The 14,905-nt window shown below is 42.2% G+C and carries 18 protein-coding genes; 17 read left to right on the top strand and 1 reads right to left on the bottom strand.

What is annotated here, in order from left to right; translation table 11 throughout:
• Positions 1 to 33 precede the first annotated feature (33 nt).
• Positions 34 to 510: a DUF2752 domain-containing protein gene (locus ACQRCC_RS01005; protein ID WP_427848946.1), complete on the top strand. Its 477-nt coding sequence runs from the start codon at positions 34 to 36 to the stop codon at positions 508 to 510.
• 87 nt (positions 511 to 597) lie between these two features.
• Positions 598 to 1,113 carry a hypothetical protein gene (locus ACQRCC_RS01000; RefSeq protein ID WP_427848945.1) on the top strand — a complete coding sequence of 172 codons (516 nt, stop codon included), beginning with the start codon at positions 598 to 600 and terminating at the stop codon, positions 1,111 to 1,113.
• Between the two features lie 48 nt (positions 1,114 to 1,161).
• Here the strand turns inward: ACQRCC_RS01000 and ACQRCC_RS00995 are convergent, their stop codons facing one another.
• Positions 1,162 to 2,145 carry an FAD:protein FMN transferase gene (locus ACQRCC_RS00995; RefSeq protein WP_427848944.1) on the bottom strand — a complete coding sequence of 328 codons (984 nt, stop codon included), beginning with the start codon at positions 2,143 to 2,145 and terminating at the stop codon, positions 1,162 to 1,164.
• Between the two features lie 186 nt (positions 2,146 to 2,331).
• Here ACQRCC_RS00995 and ACQRCC_RS00990 point away from each other — a divergent pair, with 186 nt between their 5' ends.
• The 15 genes from ACQRCC_RS00990 to ACQRCC_RS00920 all read left to right on the top strand — a co-directional run bounded on the left by ACQRCC_RS00990 (position 2,332) and on the right by ACQRCC_RS00920 (position 14,883).
• Entirely contained in the window at positions 2,332 to 2,703 is a 372-nt protein-coding gene (locus tag ACQRCC_RS00990; RefSeq protein WP_427848943.1) for a NusG domain II-containing protein, read from the top strand.
• 18 nt (positions 2,704 to 2,721) lie between these two features.
• A complete protein-coding gene (locus ACQRCC_RS00985; RefSeq protein ID WP_427848942.1) occupies positions 2,722 to 3,210 on the top strand; it encodes a Gx transporter family protein in 489 nt (162 codons plus the stop codon).
• A 10-nt stretch (positions 3,211 to 3,220) separates the two neighbouring features.
• Complete coding sequence (gene ruvA, locus ACQRCC_RS00980; RefSeq protein ID WP_427848941.1) at positions 3,221 to 3,829, top strand: Holliday junction branch migration protein RuvA; 609 nt, start codon at positions 3,221 to 3,223, stop codon at positions 3,827 to 3,829.
• A 16-nt stretch (positions 3,830 to 3,845) separates the two neighbouring features.
• A complete protein-coding gene (gene ruvB, locus ACQRCC_RS00975) occupies positions 3,846 to 4,853 on the top strand; it encodes a Holliday junction branch migration DNA helicase RuvB (RefSeq protein WP_427848940.1) in 1,008 nt (335 codons plus the stop codon).
• 65 nt (positions 4,854 to 4,918) lie between these two features.
• Positions 4,919 to 5,332, top strand: coding sequence for a cell division protein ZapA (gene zapA, locus ACQRCC_RS00970; RefSeq protein WP_427848939.1), 414 nt, complete (start codon positions 4,919 to 4,921; stop codon positions 5,330 to 5,332).
• Positions 5,333 to 5,387: 55 nt separating this feature from the next.
• The gene (locus tag ACQRCC_RS00965) at positions 5,388 to 7,520 is read left to right on the top strand and encodes a DUF3656 domain-containing U32 family peptidase (RefSeq protein ID WP_427848938.1); all 2,133 of its coding nucleotides are present in this window, start codon (positions 5,388 to 5,390) and stop codon (positions 7,518 to 7,520) included.
• Positions 7,521 to 7,528: 8 nt separating this feature from the next.
• Positions 7,529 to 9,001: an FtsW/RodA/SpoVE family cell cycle protein gene (locus ACQRCC_RS00960; RefSeq protein ID WP_427848937.1), complete on the top strand. Its 1,473-nt coding sequence runs from the start codon at positions 7,529 to 7,531 to the stop codon at positions 8,999 to 9,001.
• 37 nt (positions 9,002 to 9,038) lie between these two features.
• Positions 9,039 to 10,373 (top strand): peptidoglycan D,D-transpeptidase FtsI family protein, encoded by a 1,335-nt coding sequence (locus tag ACQRCC_RS00955; protein WP_427849089.1) that lies wholly within the window; start codon positions 9,039 to 9,041, stop codon positions 10,371 to 10,373.
• 19 nt (positions 10,374 to 10,392) lie between these two features.
• Entirely contained in the window at positions 10,393 to 10,716 is a 324-nt protein-coding gene (locus ACQRCC_RS00950) for a hypothetical protein (RefSeq protein WP_427848936.1), read from the top strand.
• A 3-nt stretch (positions 10,717 to 10,719) separates the two neighbouring features.
• Entirely contained in the window at positions 10,720 to 11,721 is a 1,002-nt protein-coding gene (locus ACQRCC_RS00945) for a DUF2953 domain-containing protein (RefSeq protein WP_427848935.1), read from the top strand.
• A 34-nt stretch (positions 11,722 to 11,755) separates the two neighbouring features.
• A complete protein-coding gene (locus ACQRCC_RS00940) occupies positions 11,756 to 12,139 on the top strand; it encodes a GerW family sporulation protein (protein ID WP_427848934.1) in 384 nt (127 codons plus the stop codon).
• A 76-nt stretch (positions 12,140 to 12,215) separates the two neighbouring features.
• Positions 12,216 to 12,356, top strand: a complete 141-nt coding sequence (locus tag ACQRCC_RS00935; RefSeq protein WP_427848933.1) for a hypothetical protein — start codon at positions 12,216 to 12,218, stop codon at positions 12,354 to 12,356.
• 131 nt (positions 12,357 to 12,487) lie between these two features.
• A complete protein-coding gene (rpmB, locus tag ACQRCC_RS00930; RefSeq protein ID WP_158367841.1) occupies positions 12,488 to 12,676 on the top strand; it encodes a 50S ribosomal protein L28 in 189 nt (62 codons plus the stop codon).
• 155 nt (positions 12,677 to 12,831) lie between these two features.
• Entirely contained in the window at positions 12,832 to 13,191 is a 360-nt protein-coding gene (locus ACQRCC_RS00925) for an Asp23/Gls24 family envelope stress response protein (protein ID WP_427848932.1), read from the top strand.
• A gap of 18 nt (positions 13,192 to 13,209) precedes the next feature.
• Positions 13,210 to 14,883 (top strand): DAK2 domain-containing protein, encoded by a 1,674-nt coding sequence (locus tag ACQRCC_RS00920; protein WP_427848931.1) that lies wholly within the window; start codon positions 13,210 to 13,212, stop codon positions 14,881 to 14,883.
• The last annotated feature ends 22 nt before the right edge of the window (positions 14,884 to 14,905 follow it).

The raw sequence follows: 14,905 nt of genomic DNA, 5'->3' as shown, positions 1-14,905 counted from the left end.
TTCTTTGTTTCCCTCAAATTACAGGAGATTTTTATGAAGATTTTTTCACGTTGTTATATCAAGAAAGTTTTTTGTAAGATACTCACTGATTTAAAAACAAGCGGATGGGTGGTTGCAGTTATTGCAGCCACCTATTTCGGCTTTTTGAGAAAATATCTGTACAGTATCTGTCCGGTAGTTATGATTACCGGATATCCGTGCCCATCTTGTGGGATGACAAGAGCGGGAATTATGCTTCTTCATTTCCAATTCAGAGAAGCGTTTGAATTTCATCCTTTTATTTATGTCTTTGTATTATGGGTAGCGGCATTTTGTATCAATCGCTATCTTTTCTTTCGAAAAATAACTCCATGGCTAAAGTGGAGTGCAGGAATTGGAATTCTGGCAATGACTGTATTTTATATATGGAGAATGTATCACTTTTTTCCGGGTGATCCACCTATGAGTTATTATGATGGCAATCTGCTCAAGTTGTTTTTTCAGCGCGTCTGTGTTATACTGGATAAGTAGTTTTGGGTACGATATTTTTTTCGAATAAATCGTCAAAATGCTGATAAAAAGAATCACAAAGAGATATAACATAAGGAGGAATAGAAAATGGATGAACAGAATATGAATGAACAGAATACGAACGATCAAATCCCGGCTCAACAGAATCAGGGAAATATAGAGGAGATTACTCCTCAGAGCAATACAGCGGAAACTGTATACACCGATCCGAATGCAGATGTGATTTTTCCTGAGCAGCAGAATCAGTATTCTCAGCAGAGCCAGCAGGCTCAGCAGAATTTCCATCAGGGATCAAATGTGGAACAGGACAACTACAGATACAATGTTGGCAGCGGTATGTCCTACCAGAACACCGCTTCCGATACAGAAGATACCTCTCCCTTATCTTTGGGTGAATGGATTCTGACAATTCTAGTGATGCAGCTTGTTCCGTGCGTTGGCATCGTTATGTACTTTGTATGGGCATTCAGCAAAAACGGGAATGTAAACCGCAAAAATTTCTGCCGGGCGTATCTGATTATTACAGGAATTATGCTGGGAATCGTACTTATTATGGTAATTATTTTTGGCGGTGTATTTGCTGCAGTATTAACCAGTCATTAAAAGAAAGGGCAACAGATTGATCATAAGTGATCATTCTGTTGCCTTTAGTTATTTCTTTAGAAAATTTCTTGAATAAGTAATCTCGTTATTCGTGTCTACGAAAACTGCGTCTACATTATCCAATTGATTTACAAGCCGGAGACCTTTGTCCGGTCCCAGGAGAAAGCATGTGGTACTGAGCGCATCTGCCGTCAGCGAAGAATTGGTAATGATCGTGACACTGTTTAATCCGTTGTTGCAGGGATATCCACTTGCGGGATCAATAATGTGATGATAAAGATTACCATCTTTTTCAAAGTAGCGCTGGGAAGTCCCGGATGTCACGACGGATTTGTTCTTTATCTTTACTGTTGTAAGTGGTTCTTCCTCTTCGTGGAATGGTTTACGGATTCCGATATTGAAGGAACTTCCATCCGGCTTGCCGCCTATCGCCAGAACATTACCTCCAAGATTGATGATTGCATGTTTCACACCCTGACTTTTCAAATAATCCTTTAAACGGTCTGCGATATACCCCTTTGCAATCGCACCCACATCAATTTTTGTCTGCGGATCCGTGAGTGTAACCGTGTTATTTGAAATTACAATTTTATCATAATTGATGTGTTTCTTTGCCTCAGCAATGGATTCCGGTGAGGGGATAATCGGTTCTTCCGATTTAAAATCCCACAGGCTTGATACTGAACCAACCGTAATATCAAAGGCACCATTGGATAATTCAGAGTAGTAGATTCCTTTTTTTATCAGCTCAATGGTATCTTCAGATACGGCTACCGGTGCTCCACCCGCACTATTGATCTGGGATATTTCACTGGTTTCAATGGTAGCAGAAAATTTCTGCTCGTATTCGCTGCACATGGTCTTGCAGTGCTCCAGAACTTCTTCATCAACCGAATCATATATCTGAACCGCTATTACAGTGTCAAATGCCATGCCTGTAAATGATAAAGGCTTAGTACTGAAACGGGAACAGCCACAGGTCAGCAGGGCCGCTGCTGCCAGAAGCAGGCTGACTTGTCTTATTCTTTTCATATTATTTATCACCTCATATTACTGGTACTATAATGGTGTTGGGGGCAAAAAGCCACCCAACTATGATACTAGTATAACATACAACAGAAGTTCTGCAAACAGAAAAAGGACTCGAACATGTGGTTGCGAATACCTGGATGGTGTGTTAAAATAAAGGGCAGAGAATTCGAAGAGAGCAGGTATCCTATGAAAATAAGGTTGAAAAAAAAAGATTGGATATTGATTGTTGTGATCATATTTGTGTCGGCAGGTTCCTATTTTCTACATCAGTCTTTCCAACATATGGGGAGAGGCTGTGTTGTTATAAAGGTGAACGGTGTGATCGAGGGAACCTACAATCTGAATGAAGATCAGGAAATATCAATAAACGGAGGCAGCAATATCCTTAAGATACAAAACGGAAAGGCATCCATGATAGAGGCAGACTGTCCGGATAAGCTGTGTGTACATCAAAGACCAATTTCCCGGAATCATGAGAATATCATCTGCCTGCCAAATAAAGTGATTGTAGAGGCTGAATCGATGAGTGACAGTACTCTGGATGCGATGACGAACTAGAAACCGGGGAGGCACGTATTGAAGAACAGGGTTGCATTTTTCGGTGTTTTTGTGGCACTGGCGTTAATATTTAGTTATGTAGAATCGTTAATTCCGATTCAGATTGGTATTCCGGGTGTGAAGCTCGGTCTCGCAAATTTAATTATTGTAATAGCACTATATAAGATGAGCCTGAAAGAGGCTTATCTTTTGTCTGTAACAAGGGTAGTATTATCCGGCTTTATATTTGGAAATCTGTTCAGTATCCTGTACAGTCTTGCCGGTGGATTACTCAGCCTTTCTGTTATGGCATTATTGAAAAAACATGGAGATTTCAGTGTGATCGGAATCAGTATCGCAGGAGGAGTGTCCCATAATATCGGTCAGCTGGCAGTTGCCATGGTTGTAGTCGAGACTTTCAGCGTGGTGTATTACATACCGGTACTTCTGATAGCAGGACTGATTACAGGCCTTTTGATTGGAATCACGGCGGATGAGATGCTTCGCAGACTGACAAATATAATGTAGGGAGAATGATATGATTTCATATATAAGGGGCGAACTTTCAGTAATAGAGGAAAATAGAATCATAGTAGATGTGGGAGGAGTCGGTTACGGCATATTTATGCCGGGTCAGTCCATTCGTTACCTGCCGGCTGTGGGTAACGAGGTGAAAATACATACCTATCTGCATGTAAAAGAAGATATGATGCAGCTGTTTGGATTCCTGACCAGAGATGATATGGAAGTGTTTAAGCTGATCATCAGTGTGAGTGGAATAGGTCCCAAGGGTGGTCTTAGTATTTTATCACAGCTTTCGGCTGATGAGCTTCGATTCGCTGTATTTTCAGGTGATGCCAAGGCAATTTCAGCTGCACCGGGTATTGGAAAGAAAACGGCCGAAAAGTTGATTTTAGATCTGAAGGATAAATTGAAACTTGAGGATGTGCTGGAACGCGGAGAGGATACGACTCCTTCGGTTACGGCTCAGACAGATATGGGTATTCAAAGTGATGCGGTACAGGCACTGACAGCTCTGGGTTACGGAAGTGCAGAGGCACTGAAGGCCGTGAAAAAGGTGACGATTACGGAAGAAATGCAGGTGGAAGATGTATTGAAGCAGGCACTGAAAAATATGATGTTCTAGAGGTAACAGGTCAGGTATGGGAAGAAGAATTATTACGACAGAGAATCTGGAAGAAGATGCGAAAATTGAAAATCATCTCAGGCCTCAGCTTCTGGATGATTATATCGGACAGCAGAAAGCAAAAGAAACATTAAAAATATATATTGCAGCGGCTAAAGAAAGGCAGGAACCTCTGGATCATGTTCTCTTTTACGGACCGCCGGGGCTTGGAAAAACTACGCTTGCCGGAATCATTGCGAATGAGATGCAGGTAAATATTAAGATCACTTCGGGACCTGCCATTGAAAAACCGGGAGAGATGGCCGCAATCCTAAATAATCTTCAGGAGGGAGATGTATTGTTTGTGGATGAGATCCACCGGCTGAACCGTCAGGTGGAGGAGGTGCTCTATCCGGCTATGGAAGATTACGCGATTGATATTATGATAGGCAAGGGTGCGAGTGCCCGGTCCATACGTCTTGATCTTCCCAAATTTACACTGGTTGGTGCTACCACAAGAGCCGGAATGCTGACGGCTCCACTGAGAGACCGGTTCGGTGTGGTGAATCGACTGGAATTTTACACAGTAGAAGAACTTCAGACGATTATCATGCGGTCCGCCAATGTTTTGGGAGTTGAGATAGACAGCAGAGGAGCTCTGGAACTGGCCAGACGTTCCAGAGGAACTCCAAGGCTTGCAAATCGTCTTCTGAAAAGGGTGAGGGATTTTGCGCAGGTAAAATATGACGGTGTCATCACAAAGGAAGTAGCAGATTACGCTCTGGATCTTTTGGATGTAGATAAATACGGGCTGGATCATATTGACAGGAATATCCTTCTGACTATGATTGAGAAATTTCAGGGCGGTCCGGTGGGACTTGATACGCTTGCGGCATCTGTCGGTGAAGATGCGGGCACAATTGAAGAGGTCTATGAACCCTATCTTTTAAAGAACGGTTTTATCCAGAGAACGCCCCGTGGCCGGGTCGTAACGGAGCTTGCCTTCCGTCATTTGGGAATTTCGATGGAAAATATTGAAAAATAGTTGGTTTTTAAATCCAAATAGTTTATAATAAATGCAAAGTAATAAGGAAAGCGGGGAAGTCTTCTATGGCATCATCTAAGAATTATACAGAAGTTTTGATAGGTGGCAAGGTATTTACACTGAGCGGATTTGAAAGTGAAGAATATTTACAGAAAGTATCCACCTACCTGAACCATAAATTAGAAGAGTGTACGAATAGCGAGGGATACCGGAAACAGAGTGCAGAGACGAGAAGTATTCTGCTGGCGCTTAATATCGCAGACGATTATTTCAAAGCAAAGAAACAGGGCGGTACGCTGGAGAGCGATATTGAAGCAAAAGACAAAGAGATGTACGACCTGAAGCACGAACTGATTTCTGTGCAGATTAAGCTTGAGAATGCGGATAAGGCACTGGACAGGCTCAAGGAAGAAAACAAGGAGCTTCAGATGAAGATCGTGCAGTTGGAAACTGAGATGAAGAATAGTAAGAAAAAATAGGCTGTCATTTGACAGCTTATTTTTTCTCGATGGAAATCCTGAAAGGAATCAGAATATGATGAGAGAGATAGAAGTTCTTGCTCCTGCCGGTTCGTTTGAGACTATGAAAGCGGCAGTTGCTGCCGGGGCAGATGCGGTATATGCCGGCGGAAGCCGATTTGGAGCCAGAGCCTATGCACAGAATTTTACAGAAGAAGAGCTGCTGGAAGCAATTGATTATGTACATCTGAGAGGAAAAAAGCTTTACCTGACCGTGAATACCCTGGTAAAAGAAAAAGAATTCGGAGACTTGTACAGCTATCTGCTGCCGTATTATAAACGGGGGCTGGATGCGGTTATCGTGCAGGATGTCGGTGTGATGGAGTATATAAAAGAACAGTTTCCGGGGCTTGGTATCCATGCCAGTACGCAGATGACCATCACTAATGTACTTGCTGCTGCGCATCTGGAAATGCTTGGAGTTGAACGGGTGGTTCCGGCCAGAGAGCTTTCTCTTGGCGAGATCAGAAAAATAAGTGAAGAAACGGATTTGGAGATTGAATGTTTTGTACACGGAGCACTTTGTTACTGTTATTCGGGGCAGTGCCTGTTAAGCAGTATGATCGGCGGCAGAAGCGGGAACAGGGGACAGTGTGCACAGCCATGCAGGCTTCCATACAAAGCAGGGGATTCCAAAACGGCAGTTGATATTATGAGTCTTAAGGATTTATGCACCATAGAGCATATCCCGGATCTGATTGATGCCGGAATTACATCTTTTAAGATTGAAGGACGAATGAAACAGCCTTCCTACGTTGCAACGGTTACCGCAATGTATCGGAAATACACGGATCTGTATCTTCGGAATGGAAGAAGTGGATTCAAAGTATCCCGAAAAGATATGGAAGTTTTGAAGCAGGCATATCAAAGAAGAGGGTACTGCGACGGTTACTATTATCGCCATAACGGAAAAGAAATGATTTCATTTGAACGCCCGAAAAAAGAGACGGAAGTTCCTGCAGAAGTAACAAATATACAATCACAGGAAAAAATTAATGGTAAATTAATAATTTCTTCGGGTGAATGTGTTAAACTGGAACTTGTATATCAGAATATATCTGTGAAAATCGAAGGCACGGAAGCACAGGAGGCGCAGAAGCAGCCGGTAACCGAAGAGCGCTTGAGGAAGCAGATGCTGAAAACCGGCAATACACCATTTGTATTTGAAAAGCTGGATATTTGCCTGAATGGTAATGTATTTCTTCCGATCCAGAGTCTGAATGAGGTGAGAAGACAGGGGCTTGCGTTGCTGGAAGATCAGATCCTTCGAAAATACAGACGTAAAACACCTATAGAGATAAAATATAATGACTTGGAGAAGAATAGAGTTTATTCTGTTTCACAAAGAGAAATGAGTGTCTCTGTGGAGACGGCAGAACAGTTTTCCACCGCAGCATCCCATCCGGATGTACGCAGGATTTATGTAGAAGATTCAATGATCTCAGAGACTTCGGAAAAATTCATCCAACAGGCGAAAGCATCCGGTAAACAGGTTTATTTTGCTATGGCAAGGATTTTCCGAACCGAAGCGGAGCAGGTATATCAGAAAAAATTTACTCAGATTACAAAATTGGCGGATGGTATTCTGGTCCGGAATATGGAAAGTATTTTATATTTAAGAAAACAGGGATACCAGGGTCCGGTTGCGGCAGATGCCGGAATCTATCAGTGGAATCAGAGTGCAAAGAAATTCTGGAGTAAATACGGATTGGAATTTGGGACTGCGCCGGTAGAGCTTAATTTCCATGAGCTTCATGAACTGGGCGTTTCGGATATGGAGGTTATTGTTTATGGTCATTTGCCGGTCATGGTGTCTGCTGGATGCATCCGGAAAAACACCTCCGGCTGTACGAAGAAAAGCGGACAGACGACTCTGACAGACCGGTATCAGAAGCAATTTACAGTAAAAAACGACTGTGATTACTGTTATAATATCATATATAACACCTCACCACTCGTTCTCCTGGGACAGCAGGAAGAGATGGGCAGACTTGGCATCAGCAGGTTCCGGCTGGCATTTTCGACAGAGAATGCCGGGCAGACACGTCAGATGCTGGATCTGTTTGCTGATGAATACCTTCATGGAAGAGAAGTTACGATACCGGAGATGGATTATACGAGGGGACATTTTAAACGGGGAGTAAAGTAGGTGAAGATTTGACTAATATTATTGTAGAACTATCAAAATACTTAATTATAATTCTGATTATTATGTACACGTATCTGTGTTTTACCGTGTTTGGATACGCAGATGTGGAGAAGAAGCAGGAGATGCTGCGAAGACAGAATGTATTGATGTTTATGATGCATCTGACGGCATTTATAGTCCTGTATCTGGAGATGAATGATATAAAGGTCGTTGCATTTTATCTGGCGCAGGTAACCCTCTTTGGGGCAACTATCCTTCTGTATACCCACATTTATCCGAAAGTATCGAGGCTTGTAGTAAACAATATGTGTATGCTGCTTTGCATCGGAATGATCATGCTGACAAGACTGTCGTATACGAAGGCTGTGAAACAATTTGTGATTGCCTCCTGTGCGATTGCGCTCAGTCTGGTGGTTCCGGTAATTATACGAAAGGTAAAACTTCTTGCAGAATGGAAGAAGTTCTATGCCATAGCCGGGCTGATCTCACTGGCAGTGGTAGCGATTCTTGGTCAGGTTTCTTATGGAGCGAAGCTTGGATTTACCATTGGAGGAATCAGCATCCAGCCATCTGAGCTTGTAAAAATCATTTTCGTATTTTATGTGGCTGCAAGCTTTAAAGCGGCTACGGATTTTAAAAATGTAGTGATCACTACCGCAATTGCTGCATTTCATGTACTGATACTTGTGATTTCTACAGATCTTGGTGCAGCACTGATTATTTTTATGGTATATCTGGTTATGCTTTATGTGGCTACCAGACAGCCGCTCTATATGGCAGCCGGACTTGGCGCCGGTTCCCTGGCCTCCGTGGCGGGATATTATCTCTTTGGTCACGTGCGGACCAGGGTGCAGGTGTGGAGAGATCCCTTCGGAATGTATGACCAGGGTGGCTATCAGATTGTGCAGTCACTTTTTGCTATCGGAACAGGAAGCTGGTTCGGAATGGGGCTTTGTCAGGGACAGCCGGATAAAATACCGGTTGCGGCGGAGGACTTTATTTTCTCTGCGATTGCGGAAGAGCTTGGCATGGTATTTGCGCTTTGTCTGATCCTGATCTGCGTAAGCTGCTATGTTATGTTTTTGAATATTGCCATGCAGCTTCATAATCAGTTTTATAAGCTGGTTGCTCTGGGACTTGGAACCTGTTATATTTTCCAGGTATTTCTTACGATCGGAGGAGTAACAAAGTTCATTCCATCCACCGGAGTAACACTCCCGCTGGTAAGCTATGGCGGAAGTTCCCTGCTCAGTACACTGATTATGTTTGCGATTATTCAGGGATTATATATATTAAGGGAAGACGAGGAAGAGATTATTGAAAGAAAGAAAAAGGAACAGTTACGAGCTAAGAGAATCCGAGAAGCGCATCCGGAAGAAAGAAGAGCAAAAAGAGTTAAGCCGGAAAGAGCGCCGGGAAATAAAACGGGACGAAAAACGCCGGAAAAAGAAAAAGCGGGAAGTAAACAAAGAATTCGCTAGAGTGACTTATCTTTTTGTTGCGCTTTTCCTTGTATTAATGGTATATGTAGGATATTATGATGTTGTAAGAGGACAGGAAATCATCAACAGTCCCTATAATCCGAGGCTGGATTCTATGGCTGACCGGGTAGTGCGTGGAAAGATTCTGGATAAAGATGGTAATGTTCTGGCAGAAACGGAGACTGCCGATGACGGAAGTGAATACAGATATTATCCTTACGGAGATCTCTATGCCCATGTGGTGGGATATTCGACGCAGGGCAAATCCGGACTGGAGTCCAGTCGAAATTTTGAACTTCTGACTTCAAATGCCTTCTTTTTAGAAAAGCTGCAGAAGGAGTTTCAGGATGAGAAAAATATAGGAGATAACGTAGTTACTACGTTGGACAGTAATCTGCAGCAGGCTGCATATAATGCACTTGGAGATAACAAGGGGGCGGTGGTGATTCTGTCACCTTCTACAGGAAAGATACTTGCCATGGTATCAAAGCCTTCTTATGACCCCAATGCTGTACTGGAAAACTGGGACGCACTGAATTCAGATCCTAATAGTTCACTTTTAAATCGGGCTACTCTGGGACAGTATGCACCGGGATCCACATTTAAGATTGTGACAGCTCTGGAATATATGAGAGAACATACAGATTATGAAAATTATGGATATGACTGTATCGGAGAAATCAATTATGATGGTATTACCATACCATGTGCGGGACATACTGCTCATGGACAGGTAAATCTGGCAGATTCCTTTGCTTATTCCTGCAATTCGTCATTCTGCAATATTGGTCTGCAGCTGGATGTGTCAAAATACCGGAACACGGCGGAAGATCTTTTGTTCAATTCCAAGCTTCCTGCAGATCTGCCATACAGCAAGAGTCAGTTCCGTTTAAGCAGAAAGGATTCTGATGGACAGCGAATGATGACTGCTATGGGACAGGGAGAGACTCAGGTAAGCCCCTATCATATGGCATTGATCACATCTGCAATTGCAAACGGCGGTACTTTGATGAGACCATACCTGGTCAGTGCGGTGACCAATTATACCGGAACGGTTGTCAAAGAAGAAACACCTGAGAAATATACAGATTTGATGACATCGCAGGAAGCATCCCTTTTAAAGACTTACATGCAGGGTGTGACAAGCTACGGAACCGGATCGGTCATGAGTGGGGAAGCCTATACCGTAGCAGGTAAAACAGGAACGGCAGAATACAGTTCCGAATCCTCTGATAAAAATCATTCCTGGTTTGTCGGATTTACCAATGTAGACAATCCGGAACTTGTCATCAGTGTTATTGTAGAAGAATCGGATGGAAATACAAAAGCAGTAAACGTGGCAAAGGAAATATTTGACAATTACTATTATTAATCATATAAGGGATGATACTATGAGATACTATAAACATCTGTATCTGGCGGAAGGTCTGGAAAAGAAAAAGGAAAAGATCATTCAGAAATTAGAAGAGAATAAATTGCAGATAAGCATGCACCTGATTGTTCTGGCACAGGGGGATCATAATCAGCTTGAAATACTGAATTCTATTCTGCTTCTTCAGCCTTGCTATCCAAAAGATGACTTATTTATAGTTGGATTGGCAAAAAATTACGATGAAGCAATAGATTTAGTAGAAAAAATCATGAAAGAGGTATATGATACTACTAAGGGGACAGATATGCGCAGTTATATAATAAAAAAAGAACAGGAAGACTAATGTATGTTACATATTGTGCTGTTGATTTTGAAAATAATAGGGATCATACTGGCAGTGATACTTGGAGTACTGGTATTACTGATTTGTATTATCCTTTTTACGCCCCTGCGTTATCAGGTCAATGCACAGGGGGATGGCGAGATCAGCCACATAAAGGTATCAGCAAGAATCACCTGGTTTCTCCGACTGCTGCAGATCGATGTCCGTTATGAAAATCAGGCACTTCGATATACTGTTCGGGCGGCATGGAAGAAATTCGGGGTAAAAGAAAGTAGGGAAAACAATGGAGAAACGGATGAAGAATCAAATGAAACTACTGTTAAAAGAACTGGGGAAAATCCAGAAAAAACTGAAGAAAAATCCAAAATACCTGAGAGAAATGAAGCGGAGCCTTCGGAAATTAGGAATGATCCGAAAGCTCAGAAAGTCCAGGAAATTCAGAACACTCAAAAAGGTTTCACCGAAGCTTCAGAAAAAATGGAAGAGAAACGCGATGAAGCTCAGAAGAACATGGAAAAGGAATTCACCAAAGGTGAGAAAGGCATTGAAGAAGAACGCAGCAGTGCTTCGAAAGATTCCTTCTTCCAGAAAGCAAACCGTATTCTTAAGAAAATCCGTGATCAGGTAACGGATTTATCAGAGAAAAAAGATAAAATAACGGATTTCATTCAGGATGAGGCTCACAAGACAGCCTTTCTGAAAATCAAAGATGAGGCGTTTCGCTATTTGAAAAAACTAAAACCCAAAAAATTCCTTGCGAAGGTTCAATATGGATTTGAGGATCCCTGCCTTACCGGACAGGTTCTTGCCGGACTCAGTATTGTATATCCCTTCCTTGGAGAACATGTACAGATCACTCCGGACTTTGAACATCAGATATTTAAAGGCCGCGTGATGATGAAGGGAAATATATATGCGGCGCATGTAGCCGGAGTATTGATCCGACTGGTTCTGTGTAAAGAAATCCAGCAGTCATTTAAGGATGTAAGAGCATTCAAATTATAAAAACATTATCGGGACATAACGGGAGGACGATGAGATGGCAGATAATAATTTCAAAGGAACAGTAGAGGCACTCTTTCATGGGATTGACGGAGTGATTTCTTCCAAAACAGTTGTGGGAGATGCAATTCACATTGGGGATACCATTATCCTCCCTCTGGTGGATGTATCCTTCGCAATCGGTGCAGGTGCTTTCAACGGCGACAAAAAGGAAAAAGGTGCCGGAGGCATCGGCGGTAAGATGACCCCAAGCGCTGTTCTGGTAATTAAAAACGGTACCACCAAGCTGGTAAATATTAAGAATCAGGATACTATGACGAAAATTCTGGATCTGGTTCCGGATGTTGTGGATCGCTTTACCTCTTCCAAAGAAGACAAGATGACGGAAGCAGATGTTATGGATATCCTTGATGAGGAGTAATGCATACTTGAATCTGTAATCCGGACACGACATTTTGCATATAATGAAAAATAAGATGATTGTGTCGGAGCAGCGTATGAAGCGAGCAATTGGATATGGATGTTTTTGGGCGGCAGGCGGTTTTGTGATAGATATGATGTTAAATAATCTATTTGTACAGATACTGTGTGCCGTTCTTTGCGTATTAATAGGGTATCGGCTGTATTTTTGTAAATAATATGAAATTTGCTTTAAAAATTTGTATATTTTTAGCAAATAAGTACTTGCATTTTTGATAGACTTCTGTTACAATACCTAGTGTTGTGAGTCTGTATTACAGACTATATATGAGCGTTAGGAGGTGCAGTCATGGCTAAATGTGCTATTTGTGAAAAGGGTGCTCACTTTGGAAACAACGTAAGCCACTCTCATAGAAAAACACCAAAAATGTGGAAATCAAACGTAAAATCAGTTCGTGTTAAAACAGAAGGCGGAGCTACAAAAAGAATGTATGTATGTACTTCTTGTTTGAAATCCGGTAAAGTTGAACGTGCGTAGAGAAGAATAAAAGCTCAGGTTCGTAGGAATCTGAGTTTTTTTATGCAATGTTAATTTTGAGAAATTTCATGTTACATAAAAGCGGTTGTAAAAACCTGAAAAAAAGAGTATAATACACGTGTTAAGTATGTTTTTAAGAATTGGAGGGTGTGACTATGAAGGGAAGTATGAGTACAGATCTTGGAATTATTACAATCAACCCTGAGGTAATCGCAAAATATGCCGGAACAGTGGCAACAGAGTGTTTTGGTATTGTTGGTATGGCTGCTGTAAATATGAAAGATGGTCTTGTAAGACTGCTGAAGAAGGATAGCCTGACTCATGGTATCCATGTATCGGTTTCTGATGATAATAGAATCAAATTGGATTTCCATATTATTGTTGCATATGGAGTTAGTATTTCTGCAGTTACAGATAATCTGATCAGCAATGTTAAATATAAAGTAGAAGAATTTTCCGGAATGCCGGTTGATAAGATCAATATCTATATCGAAGGCGTCAGAGTCATCGATTAGTTAAGGAGGACTTTTAAAGTGGCTACAAATACTATCAATGTGGATATGCTTGCCAGAATGTTTCTGGCAGGCGCACAGAATATTGAAGCAAAGAAAGAATTTATTAACGAATTGAATGTTTTCCCGGTACCGGATGGAGATACAGGAACGAACATGTCCCTTACGATTATGGCTGCTGCCAAAGAAGTAACTGCTCTTGACAAACCGGATATGGTTTCTCTTGCCAAGGCAATCTCTTCAGGTTCTCTTCGCGGAGCGAGAGGTAACTCCGGTGTAATCCTGTCTCAGCTTTTGCGTGGATTTACCAAGGCAGTAAGGGATGAGAAGGAGATTACGACAGAGGTTCTTGCAAAAGCATGTGTGCGTGCAAAGGATACTGCTTACAAGGCAGTTATGAAGCCGAAAGAGGGTACGATTCTTACGGTTGCCAGAGGTATTGCTGAAAAAGCACAGGAGATGGCAGAGGAGACGGACGATCTGGAAGTGTTCATTCCGGCAGTCATCACCCACGCGGAAGAGGTCCTTGCAAAGACTCCGGACATGCTTCCGGTTCTGAAGGAAGCGGGAGTTGTGGATTCCGGCGGACAGGGACTTCTGGAAGTGATCCGTGGTGCATACGATGCGTTCCTCGGAAAAGCAATTGATTACAGTGCTATCACTCCAAGTGCAGGAAGTGGTGTGACAAAGATTTCTTCCGAAGCAACAGCAGATATTAAGTTTGGATACTGTACAGAATTCATTATTCTGACAGAAAAGGAATTTACAGAAGCAGATGAGCTTGATTTTAAAGCATATCTGGAATCTATCGGTGACTCTATTGTATGTGTTGCAGATGACGATGTCGTTAAGATTCATGTACACACCAATGATCCGGGACTTGCTATCCAGAGAGCGTTGACTTATGGACAGCTCTCACGTATGAAGATTGATAACATGCGTGAGGAGCATCAGGAGAAGCTGATCCGTGACGCGGAGAATCTGGCAAAACAGCAGAAAGCCGAAGAGGAGCAAAAGAAGAATGCTGAACCAAGAAAACCAATGGGATTTATTACCGTTTCCATCGGTGAGGGTCTCAATGATATTTTCAAAGAACTTGGTGCAGACTACATTATTGAAGGCGGTCAGACAATGAATCCGAGTACAGAGGACATGCTGAATGCCATTGATCATGTGAATGCAGATACGATTTTCATTCTTCCGAATAATAAGAACATTGTACTGGCTGCAAATCAGGCAAAGGCTCTTGTAGAGGATAAGGAGATTATCGTTATTCCGACTAAGACGGTTCCGCAGGGAATCACAGCTATTATCGGTTTTATGCCGGATGCGGATGCAAAGGAAAATGAATCAGCTATGCTGGAGGCCATCGGTAATGTAAAATCCGGTCAGGTTACTTATGCAGTTCGTGATACCCACATTGATGATAAAGAGATCCATGAAGGAGATATCATGGGAATCGGTGATAAAGGCATTATTGCGGTCGGTAAGGAAATCGAAGCAACCACAAAGGAAATGCTGGAAATTCTTGTGGATGATGATTCTGAGCTGATCAGTCTCTACTATGGAGAGGATGTAAAACCGGAAGATGCGGAGCGATTTACACAGGAAATCGAAGAGCTCTATCCGGATATTGATATTGATGCACAGTTTGGAGGACAGCCGATTTACTACTATGTTCTTGCTGTAGAATAAGAATCTGGTTATAAAGTTGAAA

It is taken from the genome of Sporofaciens sp. SGI.106 (assembly GCF_050314255.1).
Taxonomy (GTDB): domain Bacteria; phylum Bacillota; class Clostridia; order Lachnospirales; family Lachnospiraceae; genus Claveliimonas.
Note: the sequence above shows the minus strand (reverse complement) of the source record. Positions and strands in the feature narration are given on the sequence as shown.